This window comes from uncultured Pedobacter sp., assembly GCF_913776295.1.
In the GTDB taxonomy this organism is placed as follows: domain Bacteria; phylum Bacteroidota; class Bacteroidia; order Sphingobacteriales; family Sphingobacteriaceae; genus Pedobacter.
In genome coordinates this window covers 157,740-176,486 of sequence record NZ_CAJYOJ010000078.1, presented here as the reverse complement: position 1 = coordinate 176,486, position 18,747 = coordinate 157,740, and the positions used below count along the sequence as shown (strand labels likewise).

Genomic DNA, 18,747 nt, shown 5'->3' with positions numbered 1-18,747 from the left:
GATCATGAATATCTGGAAAGATCATCTTTGGGCGCTTTTTTTAAGCTTTGTTCAGCTCGTAAAAACATTCATCAAACAACCAAAATATGATACAATCTTTGTTCAATGACTTTTTAAGGAACGACTAAGTAGAACGGAGACACAGTGCGAAGGCCTTTTTGGATGGAAATGTATATTTCATAAGTATTTAACTATCAAATAATTACAAAATAACGTCAATGGTAGCAAAGCGAAGAATCTTTTTGTCTAACCTGTTCCTAGTGTCTCGCTAAGACATTAAAAAGTACCAAACTTAAATTACGGCACTATTCCATATCGTAGCGGGAAGCTACGACAAGAGTTAGATTGATTTTTGGCCTGATTATTTTTACACTTTGCATGCTTACTTTAAAAAGCATTTTTTAGCGATAAAAAGATGCGTCAGCTCGACTGAAGTGAAGCGGAATGGCGAGATCTATGCCCAAAAAAGCACTCCCTAGCTAGATTTATCGACTGCGCTGCGCTCCTCTCGAAATGAAGATTGGATTAGCCCAATATCTCCTTAATCTTTTCTGTTGGCCTTGCGATTACCGCTTTGTTTTCAAAAATAATAATCGGTCTTTCAATTAAAATGGGATGCGCAACCAGGGCATCAATCCATTCTTCATCAGTTAAGTTTTTTCCTTTATAATTTTCAATAAAAACCTTTTCACCTTTGCGAATCAACTCTAATGGCTTGATTATCATCTTACTGATTATTTCTTCCAGCTCAGTTCTATTGGGTGGCGTTTCCAGATAATAAACCACGTTAAAAGCCTTTCCACTGTTTTCTATCGCTGATAAGGCAGACCGGCTTTTGGTACAGCTGTTATTATGGTAGATCGTAATCATTTTAAAAATGTTTAAAGTCCGCTTACCCCACCACTAACCACCAGTTTCATGGCATCAGCTGCTGTCATATTCAAATCAATTACCTTATCTCTTCTTACAATGCAAAGCTGACCGGCAAATGAGTAGGAAAGTGGAAAATATACAGCAACCTCATCCGGAAGCTGAAGTTTATGCAGATCGTTCTGCGTTAAAAAACCAATCTTTTTTAAGCCACCCTCTACTTCAACCAGCACCGGGTGGTTAAATTTCTTCTCATCACCTACAAAAGCCTCTGTTAAATCTTTGATAGATGAATAGATAAAGTTCAGGAGCGGCAAACGCTGCATCATCCGCTGGAACCAATTGTACATCGGTTCGGTAACCAAATTAGTTACAAAAATACCGGCGAGTAAAATAATGGTAACCACGGTAAGCAACCCCAGGCCCGGGATATTTCTACTTTCGCCTGTAAGTGGATTGACACCAAATACATTCTTTACATTCAACCAGCTATCAACCGTTGTAACTGCCCAAACCACAATGAAAATACTCACGGCAATGGGTACCACAATTAATAAACCTTTAATCAGATAGTTTAAAATGGCTTTCCCAACTTTATTCATGTCGCAAAATTAGTGTTTTTTTAGTTCATTTGGTCATTAGCCACAAGTTCATTTCTTTTGAACGAGGGTTTATTGGTCGTTAGTCTCTGGTTCACTTATGCAAGGTGCATAGCTTTGCAATTGGCCGTTAGCGCACACTACGAACCTTTAACCAGCAACAAATAGGCAATCCGCTATACTAATGACCAATTAACCATTGACCATTGAACTTACTCATAGAAATAAACCCTTTTTACCCGCTGCGAAATGTTGGTGAGGATTTCGTAAGGGATTGTACCAATATCTTTAGCCAACTGCATAATGGTGTGCTTTTGATTGAAAACGATGGCTTCATCTCCAGGTTTCACCTCAATCGCGGTAACATCCAGCATAGTCATATCCATACAGATTGAGCCAATTGTAGGCACTAAATGGCCGTTGATAAGCATTTTACCAACGCCATTACCAAAATATCTGGTGTATCCATCCGCATACCCAATTTTTACGGTTGCTATCTTACCACCGTTTGGCATTACCCCTCTCCTGCTATAGCCTACGGTTTCTCCGGGAGCAAGTGTTTTCACCTGAGTAACGGTAGTTTTAAGTACCATTACCGTCTGCAAACCACTATTTTGGGCTAAAGCAGAATCAAAACCATACAGACCTATGCCCAAACGTACCATATCCATTTGCGCATCTGGCCAGCGTGAAATACCAGAAGTATTAGCAATATGCAATAACGGCTTATAACCTAATAAGTTAACCAATTGATTGGCGATGATCGTAAATTTATCGATCTGTTGCTGTGTAAATCCATCATGCTCTGCGGCATCACTGGCTACCAGGTGAGAAAAAATACTTTGTACTTTTAGCCTGGCCGAATCTTTTAACAAGATAGATAAGGCATTTATTTCGGCATGATCAAAGCCCAGGCGATGCATACCGCTATCTATCTTAAGGTGGATGGGGTAATCGAAGTCATAATCTGATAGCGCATTCAAAAAACTATTCAGAATCTCCACACTATAAATTTCGGGTTCGAGACGGTGTTTGATAATCGCTTCGAATGCAGATTCCTCCGGACTCATCACCATAATCGGCAATGTAATTCCGGCTTTACGTAGCGCAATACCTTCATCCGCATAAGCTACAGCTAAATAATCTACCTTATGAAACTGCAATAAATTCGCAATTTCGAAACTTCCGCTCCCATATGAAAAGGCCTTAACCATGGCCATTATTTTAACCCCAGGCTTAATTTTTGACCGGTAAAACTGCAAGTTGCCCACCATAGCATTCAGGTCGATCTCTAAAACTGTATCATGGATTTTTTGGGTAAGTAATTTGCTGATGCGGCCAAATTCAAAACGCCTGGCCCCTTTTACCAATATGGTTTCGTGGTTAAAGTGTAAACCTGGAAAAGCCTCTACGAAAGCGTTGGTATCCTCAAAAAACTGTGTTTCGAACTTAAACAGATGGGCATAACGGGCTATGTTTGTACCAATGCCGATCAATCGGTTTATCTTTTTTTGCGAAAGCAACCCCGCTATCTCCGTATACAAATCAAAATCGTTTTTTCCGGTTTCGAATAATTCAGAAAGGATGACAGTTTTCTGAGGATGCTGATTCTGTTGATTTAAAAAATCGAGCGCAATGGCTAAAGAAGAAATGTCGGCACTGTACGAGTCATCAATAACGGAACATTGGTTGATGCCGTTTTTCAGTTCCAAACGCATGCTTACGGGACTTAGTTTCTCTAAACGAAGATCGGCCTGCTCTGGTGTATAACCTAACGCTAGTAAAGCTGCCCAGCAGATCATGCCATTTTCAATGGATGCTTTATCTTTAAAAGGCAGCATGCATTCAATTTCCCTGTTTTGATAAATGGCCCTTAAATAGCATTTCCCTTCTATCGGTTCAACAGTAATGATCTGAAGATCTGCCTTCTGTTTACTGCTCCAGCTAAACTTTTTTTTACCGGGCAGATCTTTCGTATCCAATTCGCTTACATATTCAGGCGAGTAAATCAATAGTTCGGATGCGGCAAAAAGTTTTAGTTTTTCGGTAAGTTTTTCCTTTTTGGAACTGAATCCTTCCGCATGTGCCTCCCCGATATTGGTTAAAATTCCGATTTCAGGTCTGATGATCTCGGCCAAACGTTCCATCTCATCAACTGCAGAAATACCAGCCTCAAAAATGCCAAGGCTATGGTCGGCCTCAATCTGCCATACCGAAAGCGGCACCCCTATTTGTGAATTATAACTTTTCGGACTCCTAACCATATTAAAATCGGTTGCCAAAAGCTGATATAGCCATTCTTTGACAATGGTTTTCCCATTGCTTCCGGTAATGCCTATTGTTTTTAAATGGAATTGATTTCGATGATAAACACCTAGCTTTTGTAGTGCTGCCAAGGCATCTTGTACCAGTAAAAAATTGCAGTCAGGATATTTCTGAATGTATTTTGCTTCGGTAACCACAAAATTCCTGATTTCTTTCGCATAGGCATCTTTGATAAATTCGTGTCCATTGCGGTGCGAAGACAGGGCAAAAAACAGGGAGCTTTCAGGCACCAAAACCGAACGGCTATCCACCACCAGGTACCGGATAATCACCTCTCCATCAATTATTTTGCTATTGGCACTTAAAATTTCAGCTATTTTGGAAACGGTATATATTGGATTTTGCATGCTGTTATATTCAGAAAAATACGGTAATCGCTTTTATTTTTACGAATTTCAGTAATTAATTATGAAAAGCAGTAAACAAGAAGCAGTATTATTGGATAAAAAGCAAGCTTTGGCCAAAGCCGAAAGTTTTTGCGTTTACCAGGAACGCTCGCAAAAAGAGGTGCGGTACAAGTTGTTGGAATGGGGTATGCGTGGAGATGAACTGGAAGAAATTATTACAGAACTGATTGTAAACAATTTTTTAAATGAAGAAAGGTTTGCCAAACATTATGCATCGGGTAAATTTAACATCAAACATTGGGGTCGGATTAAAATTAAACAGGGACTAAAATTGAAAGGGGTTCCTGATAAAATTTTACAAAAGGCAATTTACAGTATTGATGAGGATGATTATTTACAGACAATAGAAAAATTAGCATCGAAAAAAGCGCAAAGCTTGGGTGAAAATGATCCGTTTAAAAGGAAAAATAAGCTGATGAGCTACCTTCAGACAAAAGGATTTGAAACTGATTTAATTTTAGTGGTACTGAAAGCCAGCAATTTAAATTAAATATTAATTTTTTAATAAAAAATCTCTTGACAGAAATATAAATCTGCCTATATTTGCATCACCAAAACGAAACAACAACATCAGTTTTGTAAATGCGAAAGTAGCTCAGTTGGTAGAGCACGACCTTGCCAAGGTCGGGGTCGCGAGTTCGAATCTCGTCTTTCGCTCCAAAATGCCTTCCTACCAGGAGGCATTTATTTTAAAATTAACCAGGCCGATGGAGATCGGCAGCGGCTAATGCTCGGGTGGTGGAACTGGTAGACACGCAGGACTTAAAATCCTGTGCTTTCAAAGGCGTGCGGGTTCGATTCCCGCCCCGAGTACATCAAATAGATCGGACGAAAACCTTTCAGAAATGAAAGGTTTTTTCGTTTGTAATCATTTTTTGGTTAAATCCTGCTGTTCATACTTGCTTATTGTTGCTGGTGTATATTGTGGCTTTGCCAATGCCTTTGTTCAGTTTTCTATATTGCTTTCTGAACTGTAAATATAAAATCGTTGTGATACACGGGTAAAGTATCACAAAGATCCAAAGTTTGGTCATTACATTTCCGCTATAGTGATAACCATCTAGTGATAAACTGGCAATAAACATCCCGATCAGCAAAATCGGTGCACCAGAAAAGCTAAGCCAGGAAAAAAAGGGACTAAACCTGATTTCACGAATGAAATTTAAAAAAATAGTAAAAGAGCAAATGATCGCTGCAACAAGGTATAACAGTGAAAAACCTATGTTTAAAACGAGATCTGCAATATAACGAATAGTCGCGCCAAAGCCATTACCTGACGCCGATGAACCCATAATAGCCATCACATAGGCTATATATAGAACAATACCTACCAGCAAATCGATCATCCAGTATTTTAAAATAAATTTAGTCATCACTTCTGTCAATCGCTTTAACAGGTAATTTAATCAAATGCAACCAGTTTATCCTCCGGAAGGTTATATTCGTAAATCCGGCCATTCTCTTCTCCAATATAAAGCCACTGAACAATATTACTGCCGTTTTGTCCTACGGGCGCAATACCAATTAACCGGTAGTGCTGACCGTTTCTTTCTGCCGACTCGATAGAATAGGTCAGCTCGTCCCGTTTCTTTATTGCCGCAAGCAATAAAGGATTTTTTGTTTGAGTGAGATAATATTCGGTCAACTGATAAACCTTGTTGAGATATGATGTGGTCAATTCCTCATCGGTAGACCAGGTGTATTTTAATTTTTTGCCATAGGCATTTCTGAATGCAGTTACCGGACCGTTACCCATTTTTTTTATGTAAAGCAATAACAAGGCCGGCATTTCGGAATCGTTGTCGCCAGGAACAGTAACTGTACCTTTTCTCCAAACCACCTGTATCCGGTCACCACGGTTGAGGTTTCTATTCGTATCCGTTTCGTTGATGAAACAAAACGTACTATCACCCTTTCTAGCCAGGATTTGAAAATAATCACCATCATCAAGATATTCCACAAAGGCCATCTGGTCAACATGCTCATGATGGTGATCTTGTTTTTGGCCGGCGACTGGCTGTTTCGGAGCAGCAGTTAGCTTTACAGAGCCCCGCTTCTCTGTTTTAGAATGGCAGGCCAAAAGCAAGCATAACCCTGTAATGATGAATGCAATTATTGGTTTTTTCATTCGGTAAATATGTTTATCTGAGGTTATTCAATAATAAACCTGATATGCGCAGTTAAAACCGGGCATACAACATTATCATTTAGACCAATCAGTAGGTCCGGGCAAGATAATAAAAACTTATGGCTATTAAATCACTGCTGGTTATGATTACAAATCGTTATTTTACCTTTAATGATATAATACGGAAGCCATAAACAGGTAAGTTTCTCCAGATCCGTTTTATTCCTTTTATCGGCCAACGACCACACCACTATTTTTAGAGTGTTTGAAATCGGTAGACGCACTAGGGCAGTAACCCGGTAATATTCTGGTTCTGTTTGGGAAAAAGCCATGCTATACTTTTTTAACTTCACCGAAAAGATTGTAAATACCTTTGTGGCACACTGCACCATGAGCATTCATGTGTCTCACATTCGTATCTATAAATCTGCTGCAATTAAAAGGATATCAGTTGGTTTGCAGATACTTTTTGAAAATGACAAATTACAACAGCTTATTACATTACCATGAGCAAAACTCTAATTCTACCATTACAGAAGTTCATAACTGCTATTCGTTTTTGGTTTTTAACAGCAGGGTTGTTACCACCGGGTCTAATTGTACCCCAGCCAGATTAAGCGTAATACCGTTAGCATCTTGCTGGAATTTAATTTTTTGGCCGTGTAATATTGAACATGCTGAAATAGTCTGTTTAATTGCAGGCAATTTAATTGTATTACCTTCCTCAGGTGCTTTTAGGAGATGAATGTAAATACGATTTTCCTTATGCGTAGAACCATAAAAATGATCAACGGGCTGAAAAGGACCAGGACGAGTTCCGTAAATACCTTCACCATTTTTGGCCAGCCATGCACCTACCTCTTTAAGCCGCTGTACATGGGTAGGCGGAATCACGCCATCAGGGTCTGGACCAACATTTAATAACATATTTCCACCGCGATCTACCGTATTCACCAGCATATCTATTACGCGTTTTAGAGGCATCAAATTTTGAACTTTGTTGTATCCCCAACTTGTTTCGTTAAGATTCAAGTTTTTTTCCCACGGAAAAGGAATAATCGGGCCTTTAACGTCTCCTCCACCCTCGTCGGTCTGAAAATCGCCAACCATTCCGGATCTGGGATTAATCACCACATCAGGTTGATAACGGCGTACCATGCCATTAAGCTTTAACGGTTCCCAAAACCAGGCTGCATCTGCATCGCTGCCCTTATGTGCCAGCCAACCACCATCGTACCATAAAATATCTATTTTGCCATAATTTTTCATCAGCTCTTCTACTTGTCCATAAGTCTGTTTCTTAAGCAGAGCAGCATTTTCAGGGAGTCCTTTTGGGTCAAAATAACCGGGAAAGCGCCAATCCAGCGGCGAATAATATAAACCTACATAAAGGCCGGCCTTACGGCATGCATCGGTATATTCTTTTACAAAATCACGATGGGCAGCCGTTTCCCAACTATTAAAATGTTTATAACTCGAAGGGCTATTCCATAGCGCAAAACCATCGTGGTGCCTCGCTACCATTACCATATATTTCATTCCGGCTTCTTTAGCTACCTTTGCCCATGCTGCTCCGCTGAAATGTTTCGGTCTAAACTGATCAGCAAGTTTTGCATATTCTTCTGCCGGTATTTTTTCATTAAACATGGTCCACTCGCCACTGGCAGGGATGGCATATAAGCCCCAATGGATAAACATTCCAAATTTCTGATCTTCCCACCATTTCATCTTTTCTGGCGAAAGGTTCGAACCCGGCCCTGAAACTCCTTCTCCACCACCTTTTAACGACGGGTAAAGTGCGCCTTTCTCCATTGATTTTTTTTCTGCCTCGCCCATCACCTGGCTTTTTACGATTAGGGCATTCCCAAGCAACATCAATATAAGTCCACTTGCAGTAATTTTTATTTTTTGTTTAAAATTCATCTGATATAGAAATAACAGGTTTAATTAAGAAATAGCTATCATATTTGGTTAAACAAACCATAGTAATCGCCTGTGAAAAGCTATTTTATGGTCGTGATTGAACGAAATTAGATAAATTTTAAAGTTTTGGTTTGTCTCCATCAGACTTTATTTTGTACAAATCCGACCTTTAAATTTCTATACTTTCAATACTATTGATGATGCGTACGCTTAGCGGATGAGGTTGTTTTTACTTTACAGTATTAGCTTTTTGATAGCTTGATATTGATTAAAAGAATGAATTGTACCATGAGCAGTTGAATATTTTCATTTTTTTTACGGAATTAAATCTCTCCATCTGAATGCATAAATCTGATTTTAACTCTCTGATAATGTTGAAATTTAAGGATAAGAACAAGTAGGGCATCCTGATCATCTCACACTAAAAAGCGACTGAAAACATTGTTTAAAGCAAAAAAATAAAATTATTTTTTTGATAGTGATATTTATATTTCTATATTTGCAACCCCAAAGGAACACAATATACGTGTTAATTCTGCGAAAGTAGCTCAGTTGGTAGAGCACGACCTTGCCAAGGTCGGGGTCGCGAGTTCGAATCTCGTCTTTCGCTCCAATAAATGCCTTCCTGCCAGAAGGCATTTATTTTTAAATTTACCAAGCCGATGGAGATTGGCAGCGGCTAATGCTCGGGTGGTGGAACTGGTAGACACGCAGGACTTAAAATCCTGTGCTTTCAAAGGCGTGCGGGTTCGATTCCCGCCCCGAGTACATCAAAAAATCGACAAAACCTTTCAGAGATGAAAGGTTTTTTGCTTTTCACTCATTTTTGTTTATAGATCGGAAGGCTAATTCAGGATAAGGAACTGATAGACACGTCCCGACTTTAAGTCGGGATGCTTTCAATGGCATGCGGGTTCGATTCCCGCCCCGAGTACTCATAAAATCGAACAAAACCTTTCAGAGATGAAAGGTTTTTTAGTTTAACACATTTTTTCGATATGAACAAAAAAATGAGTGTCGGGGATCAAGCAAAAAAGGATCGAAAAATACAGCATGGTATACCTATCCAAGTGCTAGCCCTTCAAATACATCAACGAATGAGCATTAAACTTCCATTAATTTGTTTACATTCGGAACCAAAGTTGATCACATAGTAATACACACCAACACCAAGCTGTGTATTTTCAAAGGTTCCATCAAATGGAGTTTTGTAACCTATAGATTCAAATATTTTGATACCTGCTCTATTAAAAATCAGCACCTTAGCTTTCGGACAATTTTCAATGCCCTTAATTTCCCATTTATCGTTTTGGTTATCACCATTAGGGGTAAATGCACTGGGAATTGCCTCAGACAATATTCCACAATGTACCTCAACCTTTACGCGCTCGCTTTCACATCATCTTCTTCTTTACTGATATAAAGTGGTTTATCCGGCGCTAAAAATTGGATAAATTTTTGATTTTTAATGACCCGAACAGGGACAACCGCATGCAAATTATTATACAAACAGTATTCACCGTCAATATCAAAATTACTAATCATGATTTCAGCCCCTGCTGCCGAACACAGTTTAACCGGAGTGATAACAGGGGTATTAACTGAAAGTAAACGCTCACTGATAACAAAACTACCATCTACATTTTTTAATCACGAAGAGATTTTGGGGTGCAATGTTGGGGGCGGGTTGAATGATAATTTTCGCGTTACTCCTTCCAAATGGGTTTCCTGGCTGAGTAGTACCGTCTATTATTAGTCCTTCAGTAATCACCGGAAGCTGGGTGTATAGCGAAATGGTTCTAGAAGCTTCTGTATCGCTACCAATATTAAATGAGATCAGATCGTTTCCCGGATTTGTATTAGCTTTTATTAGCGCTTCGCGTAAACTCCCGGTTCCACTGTCGTTATTGTTAATCACAATAAAGGCATCCGCCAACACACTAAATGTACATAAATTTAGAATGAAGATGAATAAGAGGCTAATAATGTTAATTTCATGAGCGTAAGTATAAACTTGCAAAATAGCCATAATCAATCAAATTCGTTGCTATTTGACTTCATTTCGACTAAAGCAGCGAAGGGATGAAATTGTTCTGATGATTTCCCGCCCCGAGTACGCAAATCATAAAAATGATAACAAGCCTGCAAGTTAGCACTTAGCAGGCCTTTTTTTTATAAATTGTGGAGTCCGCTTATTTTTTTACCTGAAGACTGCTCTCCATAAGTATTACTGATTATTGCTCCAGGCCAAAAAAGACGCCTGTAATTCCTCTTCGGTTTCAGGTAGCTGAACTTTGAGTGAAGCATCAACCCTCTCCTGAACGCTTTCTACGAATGATTTGAATCGCTGGTTATATTTTGCGAAAGCGGTCTGGTAATCCTGATGGTGAGATAATTCTTTTGCCAACATGGTTGCACCCTGCATGGCCAGACTGGTACCCATCCCTGTAAAAAAGCTTGGGGCATAAGCCGCATCACCAATTAGCCCTACCCTGCCTTTTGTCCATGAAGGCATTTTGATCTGACAGGCCTCATCGAAATAAAGGTCGTCGGCAGTCTGCATGGCTTCTATAATTTCCGGAATTTTCCAGTTCTCATTCCCACCGAAGTAATCTTTCAGGATTTGCTTCGGCCGGTCACGGTCACGGTAATCCCAATTCAATTTCGGTGCCCGGAACACCAAAATAGCGTTTGCAGCATTTTTAAACTGGAAGATGACAGCCTGTTTTCCCAGTTCGCGATATACCATGCCGGTAGATTTTGGCCTGCCAGTTTGGATATGGTCTGCCGCCGCAAATGCAAAGTAAACCCCCAAAAACTTTTTATAGTCGTCTTCCGGACCAAAAACGAGTCTTCGCACCATAGAATGTGTGCCGTCAGCGCCAAATACCAAATCGTAAATTTGATCACCTCCTTTCTCAAAAGATACTTTCACGTAATCATCGTGCTGAATCAATGCAGTAATACTATTGCCAAAAATGATGTGAACTTCATCTTTAGGAATGGCATCGTAGATAATCTCTACCAGATCACCACGGTGAATCTCTATGTCGCCCAGATATTCTGGCAAGGTATTAATGGCAAAGTGTACCAATGTTTTTCCTTTAGCATCAACGATCTCGTCTGTATGAACAAATTCGTTGGCTTTAATCTGATCGTAAATACCCATTTCCCTGGCTATATCCAGAGCTGCACCACGTACGTCTATTGGCGAACCGCCTGTTCTGAGATCATTCCCCAATTCAACTACCGTAACTTCATAACCAAATTTGTTTAACCAATAGGCCAACGTTAGTCCCGCAAAGCTTGCACCTGATATCAATACTTGTTTTTTCATCGCTTTTACATTTTATTTTTGCTGATATGCATTTTATTTACCACAAAACTAATCGTATCTTTACGATTAAAATATTCAATAAACTAGCATTTTTAGTCGAAAAAATGAAAGATAAAAAAAATGAATATGTTGACAGCGATATGCAGCAGTTCACCAACAAACTCGGACTGGTCTTGGAAAATGTGTTGGAGAATTTTGAGGTCACTTTCTTTAAAGGATTAACTTTTTTACCTGACATGGCCATGCATTTCGGATCATTTGCTGTAAAAGAAGATTTTACCCGTGTAACCGGCCAATCTGATCTCGTTGATGGTATCGGAATTATATTCCATAATATATTTGAACACTATGGAAACAAGGAACCGGAAAACCGAAAAGCACGACATACTATGGAAGCACCGTATGTGCGCATCTTTCCATATACAATAAGCCAAACTTTGCAATTTAAAAAAAACACACAGGTATCTCATGTTTCCATTAGCATCAGTGCGCAATATCTGAAGGATTTTTTAAAGGAAGAGGCGGAGCACTTTGCTTATTTGTTTGATCGTGCCAACAGCTTTTGGATAGAAGAGCTGATGACGGATGATATTTTGAGGACTGTAAATGAAATTGCTAAAAAACAAGAGCCAGGCCACTTAAAAAGTTTTTATTATAAAGTGAAGGCCATGGAATTACTATTTTACCTGTTTGAAAGTTTAAAGAAACGGGAAAGTGCTGAAAATTTGAAATTGAACGCAAAAGAAATTCAGGCGGTCTACAATGTAAGAGACAGGATCGTATCCTCATTAAGTAATTTTAATACGATAGCAGAATTAAAGCAGATTGCCGGAATGAATGAATTTAAACTGCGCAAAATATTTAAACAGGTGTTCGGCATGGGTGTGTACGACTACTACCAACATTTACGAATGAAGGAGGCAGCACGTCTTCTGCGAGAGGAAAAACTCTCAGTTTCTGAAGCTGGATATGAAATGGGGTTTGAGAACCTTGGACACTTTACCAGGGTATTTGAAAAGCATATCGGAAAGAAGCCTAAAAAATACGTGCAGAATCTTCAAAAAACTAACATCAAGACCACCCCTTAGAGCAATGTATATCTCAAAAATATGCATGCTTATATAATATCAAAGTTTACCTTAAACTTATCTCCCCCCCGGCAAACATAAATAGGCAGATAGCTGTTGTTATATTAAAACTACAACTTGAACATACTACTCACCGGGGCAACCGGTTATATCGCTCAGCGATTGCTTCCCGTCCTGCTAGAACAAGGCCACACTGTTTTTTGCCTGGTTAGAAATGCCGTTCGTTTCGATCAGAATAAGTTTGGCCCTGATGCTAAGATCAACGTGATTAAAGCTGACCTGATGAAACCGGAAAGTTTACAGTCACTACCAAAAGATATTGATGCTGCTTACTATCTTGTTCATTCTATGAGCGGCGACAAAAATTTTAGTGATAGTGAGGCAACATCTGCCCGTAACTTTTCAAAAGCAATTGGGCAAACCGCAGCCAGGCAAATTATATTTTTAAGCGGAATCGTAAATAGTACTGAGCTTTCTAAACACCTGGCCTCCCGTAAAAAAGTAGAGCAGTTATTGGGCGAAGGCAAAGTACCGCTTACCACATTGAGGGCTGGCATTATTGTGGGATCTGGAAGTGCGTCATTTGAAATTATCCGCGATCTGGTGGAAAAACTGCCTGTAATGATCGCACCTAAATGGTTACATACCAAATGCCAGCCAATCGCCATCCGCAATGTGATCGAGTTTCTATTTAAAGTACTCTTAAAAGAATTCACATTCGGTAAACATTACGACATTTATGGTCCGGATATATTAAGCTATAAAGACATGCTGTTGCAATTTGCAGCGGTTAGGAAGCTGAAAAGGCGCATTTTAATCGTGCCGGTTATGACGCCCAGACTTTCTTCCTATTGGTTATATTTTGTAACCTCAACTTCTTACAGCCTTGCCCGGAATCTGGTAGACAGCATGCATGTAGATGTAGTGGCAGAACCGAATGATTTACCAGAACAACTTGATATTAAATTAATCCCTTACAAGCAAGCTATTGAACTTGCTTTTCAGAAGATCGAGCAAAATATGGTACTTTCCAGCTGGTATGATGCCATGGGAAAAACCTATTCGAAGGAAATGATTAAAAAGCTGCTCGCTGTTCCCACTAATGGCGTATTTGTAGATCGAAAATCGGCCCACACGAGTGATCGTAAACTGGCTGCAGCAAGAATTTTTGCCATTGGCGGGCGTTCAGGATGGTACTATGCTGATTGGCTATGGAACTTTCGTGGTTTTCTGGATAAATTATTTGGCGGGGTCGGCCTTAACCGCGGAAGAAAAAATCCAACATCCATCAGTACAGGCGACCGGCTTGATTTTTGGCGGGTAATCTACTCCAATACTGAGGAAAGCCGGCTGTTGTTATATGCTGAAATGAAATTACCTGGTGAAGCCTGGCTGGAGTTTAAAATCGTAGACAACTGCGTTTATCAAACAGCCACGTTTAGACCGCTTGGCTTAGCAGGACGATTGTATTGGTACGCTGTGCTACCCTTCCATTATTTTATTTTTAATGGCATGATCAACAAAATCGTCAATTAGACTGCTATGAAAGAGGTAAAAAAACAGCATCTACCTGAAAAAATATGCCCCGTTTGCAACCGTCCGTTTATGTGGCGCGCCAAGTGGGCGAGGCATTGGGATGAGGTGATCTATTGCAGTCAAAAATGCAGGCGCACAAAAAGCCTGACAAAAACGATATAAATCATGCGCATCTTTAGCATCCAAACATTTGCACTTCTCCTTTGTTGCAGTTATTAAGATTACAACATGAAAAAAATATATAGAAATACTTTTTTGTTCGCCACATTGGCCATCGTAGCAGCAACCTATACCAGTTGTAAAGTTTCAATACCCAATGGCGCGACTGCAGTTAAGCCCTTTAGCCAGGATAAATACTTAGGTACCTGGTATGAAATTGCCAGAATGGATTTCAAGTTCGAAAAAAACCTCAAGAATGTGACCGCTACCTATTCAAAAAATGACGACGGATCTATCAAGGTTGATAATAAGGGCTACGACATGGCTAACAACAAATGGAAGCAGAGCATTGGGAAAGCTAAATTTGTAAAAGGTAATGATGAAGGCAGGCTAAAAGTTTCCTTTTTTGGTCCTTTTTACGCAGGCTATAATATAATTGAAATCGATAAAGACTACCAGTACGCCCTGATAGCCGGAAATAACCTGGATTACCTTTGGATACTCTCCAGGACGAAAAGCATTCCTAATGCGACAAAGTCAAATTACCTAAAAAAAGCAGCGGATCTCGGCTACCAAACCAACGATTTGGTTTGGACCATTCAAGATTAAGGCTGAATACAAGACGGTGATATAGTGAAGATTCTGATGGAAAATAACCCAAATCAAACTTTTGCATAAACCTCGTGAATGATTTTGGCCAAGTCTTCAATTTCAAGATCTTTAAGCACATAGGCAGAAGCTCCGGCATTAAAAGCTTGTACCCTGTATTCCTCTTTACTGTGCATGGTTAGTATAATGATTTTAATTTCAGGCCTTTGCAATTTCACCCATCTAGTTAATTCTAAGCCCGATATACCTGGCATATTCCAATCGATCAACATCACATCGATCGATACACCATGTTCCAGCTTTTTTAGTGCATTATCTCCATTTTCAGCATCAGTAGCAATGGCAATATTTGCTTGTCCCGCAAGCATATTAAAAAGGCCCTGCCTAACAACTTCATTATCTTCTACGATCATTAATTTTATCATTACCTGCTTGGCTTATCGGTTAGCCCCTGATGGGGAATAATTACTTCTACATGCGTTCCTTTATCTGGATTTGAGGAAATGGTAAGCTGCCCATCCAACAATTCAATCTTACTGCGGATCGATGCCAGGCCTATGCCGTTAACTTTTTCTGGCCCTTCCGACATCCCCTGACCGTTATCACTGACAACAATTTTTACCTGGTCGGTACCAACAATAATCATTACTTCACAGCTGGTCGCCTTTGCATGTTTAACTACGTTGGTCATGAGTTCCTGAGTGGTACGGTAAACCGCCAGTTCCATGTACTTTTCTAACCGGTTATGCTGAACGGAGATGTGGCAATTGAATTCAATTTTTCCTGACAATTGCCTGCAAATATCATCAACTGCGCTTTTTAATCCGAACTGGTCAAGCGTGGTAGGCATAAGCTCATGCGAAACCCGCCTCGTTTCTGCAATGGCCTGGGTTAATAGTTCATTAATGTAGGCTTTATTATGCCTGAATTCTTCTTCTGGTGCTCCAGCGCGCAGGCTAGACATGTTGATCTTTATACCATAAAGAAGTTGTCCGATCCCGTTATGCAAACTTTCAGATATCCTGTGGCGTTCCTCCTCCAAAGTACTCAGCGAAGTCCGGAAGATCTTCAATTGTTGCTCCTGCTCCATTTTTTTGATTTTATCTTCCGCTTCGCGCATCGCTGAAATATCCTGATCTACTCCTAACACGTGTTCAATAACACCTTGATTGCTTCGTACTGGAATTCCTTTAATGCGCAACACTTTGATCTTACCCAAAATATTCATTTCCAATGTTTCCTCAAAATCAGCATTACTGTTTTGGATGCATTGAATAACATTTTTAGCTTTGGCCAGGCTTTTTTCAATTGCGTATTTCAAATAAACAGCTGGTGTGATCCGCGTTCCATTTTTCAGATTAAACAACCGGTACATTCCATCAGACCAGATTAAATGACCACTAATACGATTGAACTCCCAGCTGCCCAATAAGGCTGTTTCCTCCGATTTCTGCAGCAACAGATAGGCCTTATTATGTTCCTCTTCTGCTTTGATCTGTTCGTCAAAAATAGTCTGCAGACTGTCGCGGCTTTCCTGTAATTCTCTGGTACGCTTTTTTACCTCATTCTCCAGTTGAAGGCGATATTTTAATTCGGTATCACGCAGGGCCTGCTCTGCCCGCGTACGTTCGAGGGCATCCCAGGTACGTTCGGCAACATCATTCAGGATTTGAAGGTCTATCTTACTCCATGCCCGGGGTTTGCTTGAATTTATGCCAATCCAGGCCATCAGCTTTCCATGTTTCAAGAGAGGAACAGCAGCCCAGGCAGCCACGCCAATCCCGGAATAGGCTTCGGGCGACTTCACCCATTCGCTTTTTATACGCGTATCCGCTACAGCCACGGTGCGGCCGGACTGGAAAGCTGCTGCCAGCGACATAGAGAAATCCGATAAGCGCATACGCTCAGGCAGAGGCATGGTCTGATCTTCGAAGCGTCCCGCAACATAAAAAGAATCTCCATCCTCCTCCGTCTCGAAATAACCAGCGTACATCACCCCCAACTTTTTAGCTAACAATTTCATAGCGGTATCTTGCACATTGAGCGGATTGGTTAAAGGCCGCAAGGAATCATTTAGTTTTAAGAGGAACGTTTGCCGCTCCTCTAAGTGTTTACGCTCCGTAATATCTTTAAACAAGACAGCGAGTTTCAGCTCTTGTGGCTCATCAATAGGAAATGCGTAAACATCGTACCACCTGTTCAAAGCGTCGGCCTGGTGCTGAAAACGCGCAGGCTTACCAGTTAGGACTATTTCGCCATATTTATCGTACCAAAATTGTTCGTGAGAAGGTGCCATGTCGCGCATCCGTTTCCCTATAGCGTCTGTAAGTCCGGTTAACGCATACAATGCCGGGTTAGCTTCAAGAACGAGATAATCCACAGGCTTTCCGTTTTCATCGAATATCATTTGAATAATGCAAAAACATTCATCGATAGAAGTAAAGAGCGTTCGGTATTTCTTTTCACTTTCAGCCAAAGCCGCTAATGCGCGGGTATTTTCAATGGCGCTATACACACGTTCGGCAGCCTCTTCTAGTAACATGGTTTCCACTTCTGTCCAATTTCTCGGCGCCGACTGGACGGCCACAAGCGACCATACGGGATGTTTTTTACCCCGGCGTATGGTGCAGGCGGCTAGCGCCCGAAATGAAATTGCCTCGAAGTTCGCGCGGTCTTTGGCGCTTAACCTGTCGTCTAAAAGAACATCATTAATAAGAAGTGAACACTCAATCGACCGAAGAAGCAATTCAGGAAAATTTGCCAAAGAAAGTTTATCAGGAGTGATTGGAATTAAAGAGTTACCACTTTGATACATCACCTGTGCCCTGTCTTTAGTGAAATCCATCATTGCACAATAGCACCGGTCAAGTTCTAATTCTTTAGCCAGCATTTTCACTGCGGCTTTACCTATATCATCCTGATTATTATAGGCCCTAAGGGTATCGCTAAACCGCAACAAAAATGCCTGTCGCTCTTTCCAAGCGCTCTGCCCGGGTTCTTCATATTCTTTTTTATCGGCCATAATTCCACAATATTTATTGAAACATTGATAGATGTGTGTGGTTACATTAACGTTACAACCGGAAAAACAAAATCGAATTCAGATTGTTTAGCCGCAACTACTCACAATGATGTTACAAGGACATCTATTGATGAATCACATTAAAATGTTGCATTTCTATCCATCGCCTCTATTTTTTGAACATTAGTTCATATCCACCGGATTAAAGTTTCCCAAACTCAAAAAAAACGTATTACGTAGCTTACCCTAGGCAATATACCCGTCTAAGCCAGGCGTTTAATGGATATAGGCATGTTATTAATTCGAGTATTAATACATCAAAAACACGTAATTAACACCTAAACTTTTATAAAAGCGCTTAGGTTTTATAAAAAGTAAAGAGCAAAACATAATGGGTGGAAAGTAAATAATTGTAATCATTACCACCTTACTATCACGCATAAAATACTGATAATCAACAAAAAAAGACTTCAATTTATTTCAGCATCAATTATAAAAATATGAAAAAAAAACGTACTGATAACGGCCCTGAAATCGTAAATGCAGGTAAAACACCGGTAAGAAAGCCTGCTGAAAATATCATAAGCGGAGCAGGCAATCAGGATCAGCTGGAGGGGCTTGAAGAAAACGCAGCCCGGCATCCTGAAAAACATAAGATGATTGGTGTATCGCCTGATGCAGGCCGCGAACCGAAAAAGGGCGAGACAAAAAAATAAACTTTTCGGATACGTCCGCCAGAAAATG

Annotated in this window: 18 protein-coding genes and 4 tRNA genes; 10 read left to right on the top strand and 12 right to left on the bottom strand. The window is 40.2% G+C overall.

Annotated features, from left to right (window positions below; translation table 11 throughout):
• Nucleotides 1-525: 525 nt before the first annotated feature.
• The 3 genes from arsC to QZ738_RS18560 form a co-directional block, all read right to left on the bottom strand.
• Complete coding sequence (arsC, locus tag QZ738_RS18570; RefSeq protein ID WP_293789357.1) at nt 526-870, bottom strand: arsenate reductase (glutaredoxin); 345 nt, start codon at nt 868-870, stop codon at nt 526-528.
• An 11-nt stretch (nt 871-881) separates the two neighbouring features.
• Complete coding sequence (locus tag QZ738_RS18565; RefSeq protein ID WP_293789355.1) at nt 882-1,472, bottom strand: DUF502 domain-containing protein; 591 nt, start codon at nt 1,470-1,472, stop codon at nt 882-884.
• 209 nt (nt 1,473-1,681) lie between these two features.
• On the bottom strand, nt 1,682-4,141 hold the full coding sequence (locus QZ738_RS18560; RefSeq protein WP_293789353.1) for a bifunctional UDP-N-acetylmuramoyl-tripeptide:D-alanyl-D-alanine ligase/alanine racemase: 2,460 nt from the start codon (nt 4,139-4,141) through the stop codon (nt 1,682-1,684).
• Nucleotides 4,142-4,202: 61 nt separating this feature from the next.
• Between QZ738_RS18560 and QZ738_RS18555 the strand changes: the two genes are divergently transcribed.
• The 3 genes from QZ738_RS18555 to QZ738_RS18545 all read left to right on the top strand — a co-directional run bounded on the left by QZ738_RS18555 (nt 4,203) and on the right by QZ738_RS18545 (nt 5,014).
• Entirely contained in the window at nt 4,203-4,691 is a 489-nt protein-coding gene (locus tag QZ738_RS18555) for a regulatory protein RecX (protein ID WP_293789352.1), read from the top strand.
• Nucleotides 4,692-4,785: 94 nt separating this feature from the next.
• Nucleotides 4,786-4,861, top strand: a tRNA-Gly gene (locus tag QZ738_RS18550).
• Nucleotides 4,862-4,930: 69 nt separating this feature from the next.
• A tRNA-Leu gene (locus tag QZ738_RS18545) sits at nt 4,931-5,014 on the top strand.
• 80 nt (nt 5,015-5,094) lie between these two features.
• Here QZ738_RS18545 and QZ738_RS18540 read toward each other — a convergent pair.
• From QZ738_RS18540 to QZ738_RS18530, 3 genes are all read right to left on the bottom strand, one after another.
• Complete coding sequence (locus tag QZ738_RS18540) at nt 5,095-5,574, bottom strand: hypothetical protein (protein ID WP_293789350.1); 480 nt, start codon at nt 5,572-5,574, stop codon at nt 5,095-5,097.
• Nucleotides 5,575-5,603: 29 nt separating this feature from the next.
• Complete coding sequence (locus QZ738_RS18535; protein WP_293789348.1) at nt 5,604-6,329, bottom strand: hypothetical protein; 726 nt, start codon at nt 6,327-6,329, stop codon at nt 5,604-5,606.
• Between the two features lie 549 nt (nt 6,330-6,878).
• Complete coding sequence (locus QZ738_RS18530; RefSeq protein ID WP_293789346.1) at nt 6,879-8,252, bottom strand: alpha-L-fucosidase; 1,374 nt, start codon at nt 8,250-8,252, stop codon at nt 6,879-6,881.
• 537 nt (nt 8,253-8,789) lie between these two features.
• On the opposite strand from QZ738_RS18530, the gene QZ738_RS18525 reads away from it, so the two are divergent.
• A tRNA-Gly gene (locus QZ738_RS18525) sits at nt 8,790-8,865 on the top strand.
• Nucleotides 8,866-8,936: 71 nt separating this feature from the next.
• Nucleotides 8,937-9,020: transfer RNA gene (locus QZ738_RS18520), tRNA-Leu, on the top strand.
• Between the two features lie 322 nt (nt 9,021-9,342).
• Here QZ738_RS18520 and QZ738_RS18515 read toward each other — a convergent pair.
• The 4 genes from QZ738_RS18515 to QZ738_RS18500 form a co-directional block, all read right to left on the bottom strand.
• Nucleotides 9,343-9,609, bottom strand: a complete 267-nt coding sequence (locus QZ738_RS18515; RefSeq protein ID WP_293789344.1) for a gliding motility-associated C-terminal domain-containing protein — start codon at nt 9,607-9,609, stop codon at nt 9,343-9,345.
• 23 nt (nt 9,610-9,632) lie between these two features.
• Nucleotides 9,633-9,797, bottom strand: a complete 165-nt coding sequence (locus QZ738_RS18510; RefSeq protein WP_293789342.1) for a hypothetical protein — start codon at nt 9,795-9,797, stop codon at nt 9,633-9,635.
• 85 nt (nt 9,798-9,882) lie between these two features.
• Complete coding sequence (locus QZ738_RS18505; protein WP_293789340.1) at nt 9,883-10,170, bottom strand: hypothetical protein; 288 nt, start codon at nt 10,168-10,170, stop codon at nt 9,883-9,885.
• Nucleotides 10,171-10,479: 309 nt separating this feature from the next.
• Nucleotides 10,480-11,589 carry an FAD-dependent monooxygenase gene (locus QZ738_RS18500; RefSeq protein WP_293789339.1) on the bottom strand — a complete coding sequence of 370 codons (1,110 nt, stop codon included), beginning with the start codon at nt 11,587-11,589 and terminating at the stop codon, nt 10,480-10,482.
• Nucleotides 11,590-11,693: 104 nt separating this feature from the next.
• On the opposite strand from QZ738_RS18500, the gene QZ738_RS18495 reads away from it, so the two are divergent.
• From QZ738_RS18495 to QZ738_RS18480, 4 genes are all read left to right on the top strand, one after another.
• On the top strand, nt 11,694-12,677 hold the full coding sequence (locus QZ738_RS18495; RefSeq protein WP_293789337.1) for an AraC family transcriptional regulator: 984 nt from the start codon (nt 11,694-11,696) through the stop codon (nt 12,675-12,677).
• A gap of 117 nt (nt 12,678-12,794) precedes the next feature.
• Entirely contained in the window at nt 12,795-14,213 is a 1,419-nt protein-coding gene (locus QZ738_RS18490) for an SDR family oxidoreductase (protein WP_293789336.1), read from the top strand.
• 6 nt (nt 14,214-14,219) lie between these two features.
• Nucleotides 14,220-14,375 carry a DUF2256 domain-containing protein gene (locus QZ738_RS18485; protein ID WP_293789335.1) on the top strand — a complete coding sequence of 52 codons (156 nt, stop codon included), beginning with the start codon at nt 14,220-14,222 and terminating at the stop codon, nt 14,373-14,375.
• A 66-nt stretch (nt 14,376-14,441) separates the two neighbouring features.
• Nucleotides 14,442-14,981, top strand: coding sequence for a lipocalin family protein (locus tag QZ738_RS18480; protein WP_293789333.1), 540 nt, complete (start codon nt 14,442-14,444; stop codon nt 14,979-14,981).
• 53 nt (nt 14,982-15,034) lie between these two features.
• Here the strand turns inward: QZ738_RS18480 and QZ738_RS18475 are convergent, their stop codons facing one another.
• Together QZ738_RS18475 and QZ738_RS18470 are read right to left on the bottom strand one after the other, a co-directional pair.
• The gene (locus tag QZ738_RS18475) at nt 15,035-15,394 is read right to left on the bottom strand and encodes a response regulator transcription factor (protein ID WP_293789331.1); all 360 of its coding nucleotides are present in this window, start codon (nt 15,392-15,394) and stop codon (nt 15,035-15,037) included.
• Nucleotides 15,395-15,405: 11 nt separating this feature from the next.
• Nucleotides 15,406-18,003, bottom strand: coding sequence for a GAF domain-containing protein (locus tag QZ738_RS18470; RefSeq protein WP_293789329.1), 2,598 nt, complete (start codon nt 18,001-18,003; stop codon nt 15,406-15,408).
• A gap of 500 nt (nt 18,004-18,503) precedes the next feature.
• Here QZ738_RS18470 and QZ738_RS18465 point away from each other — a divergent pair, with 500 nt between their 5' ends.
• Entirely contained in the window at nt 18,504-18,719 is a 216-nt protein-coding gene (locus QZ738_RS18465; protein WP_293789328.1) for a hypothetical protein, read from the top strand.
• Nucleotides 18,720-18,747: the final 28 nt, after the last annotated feature.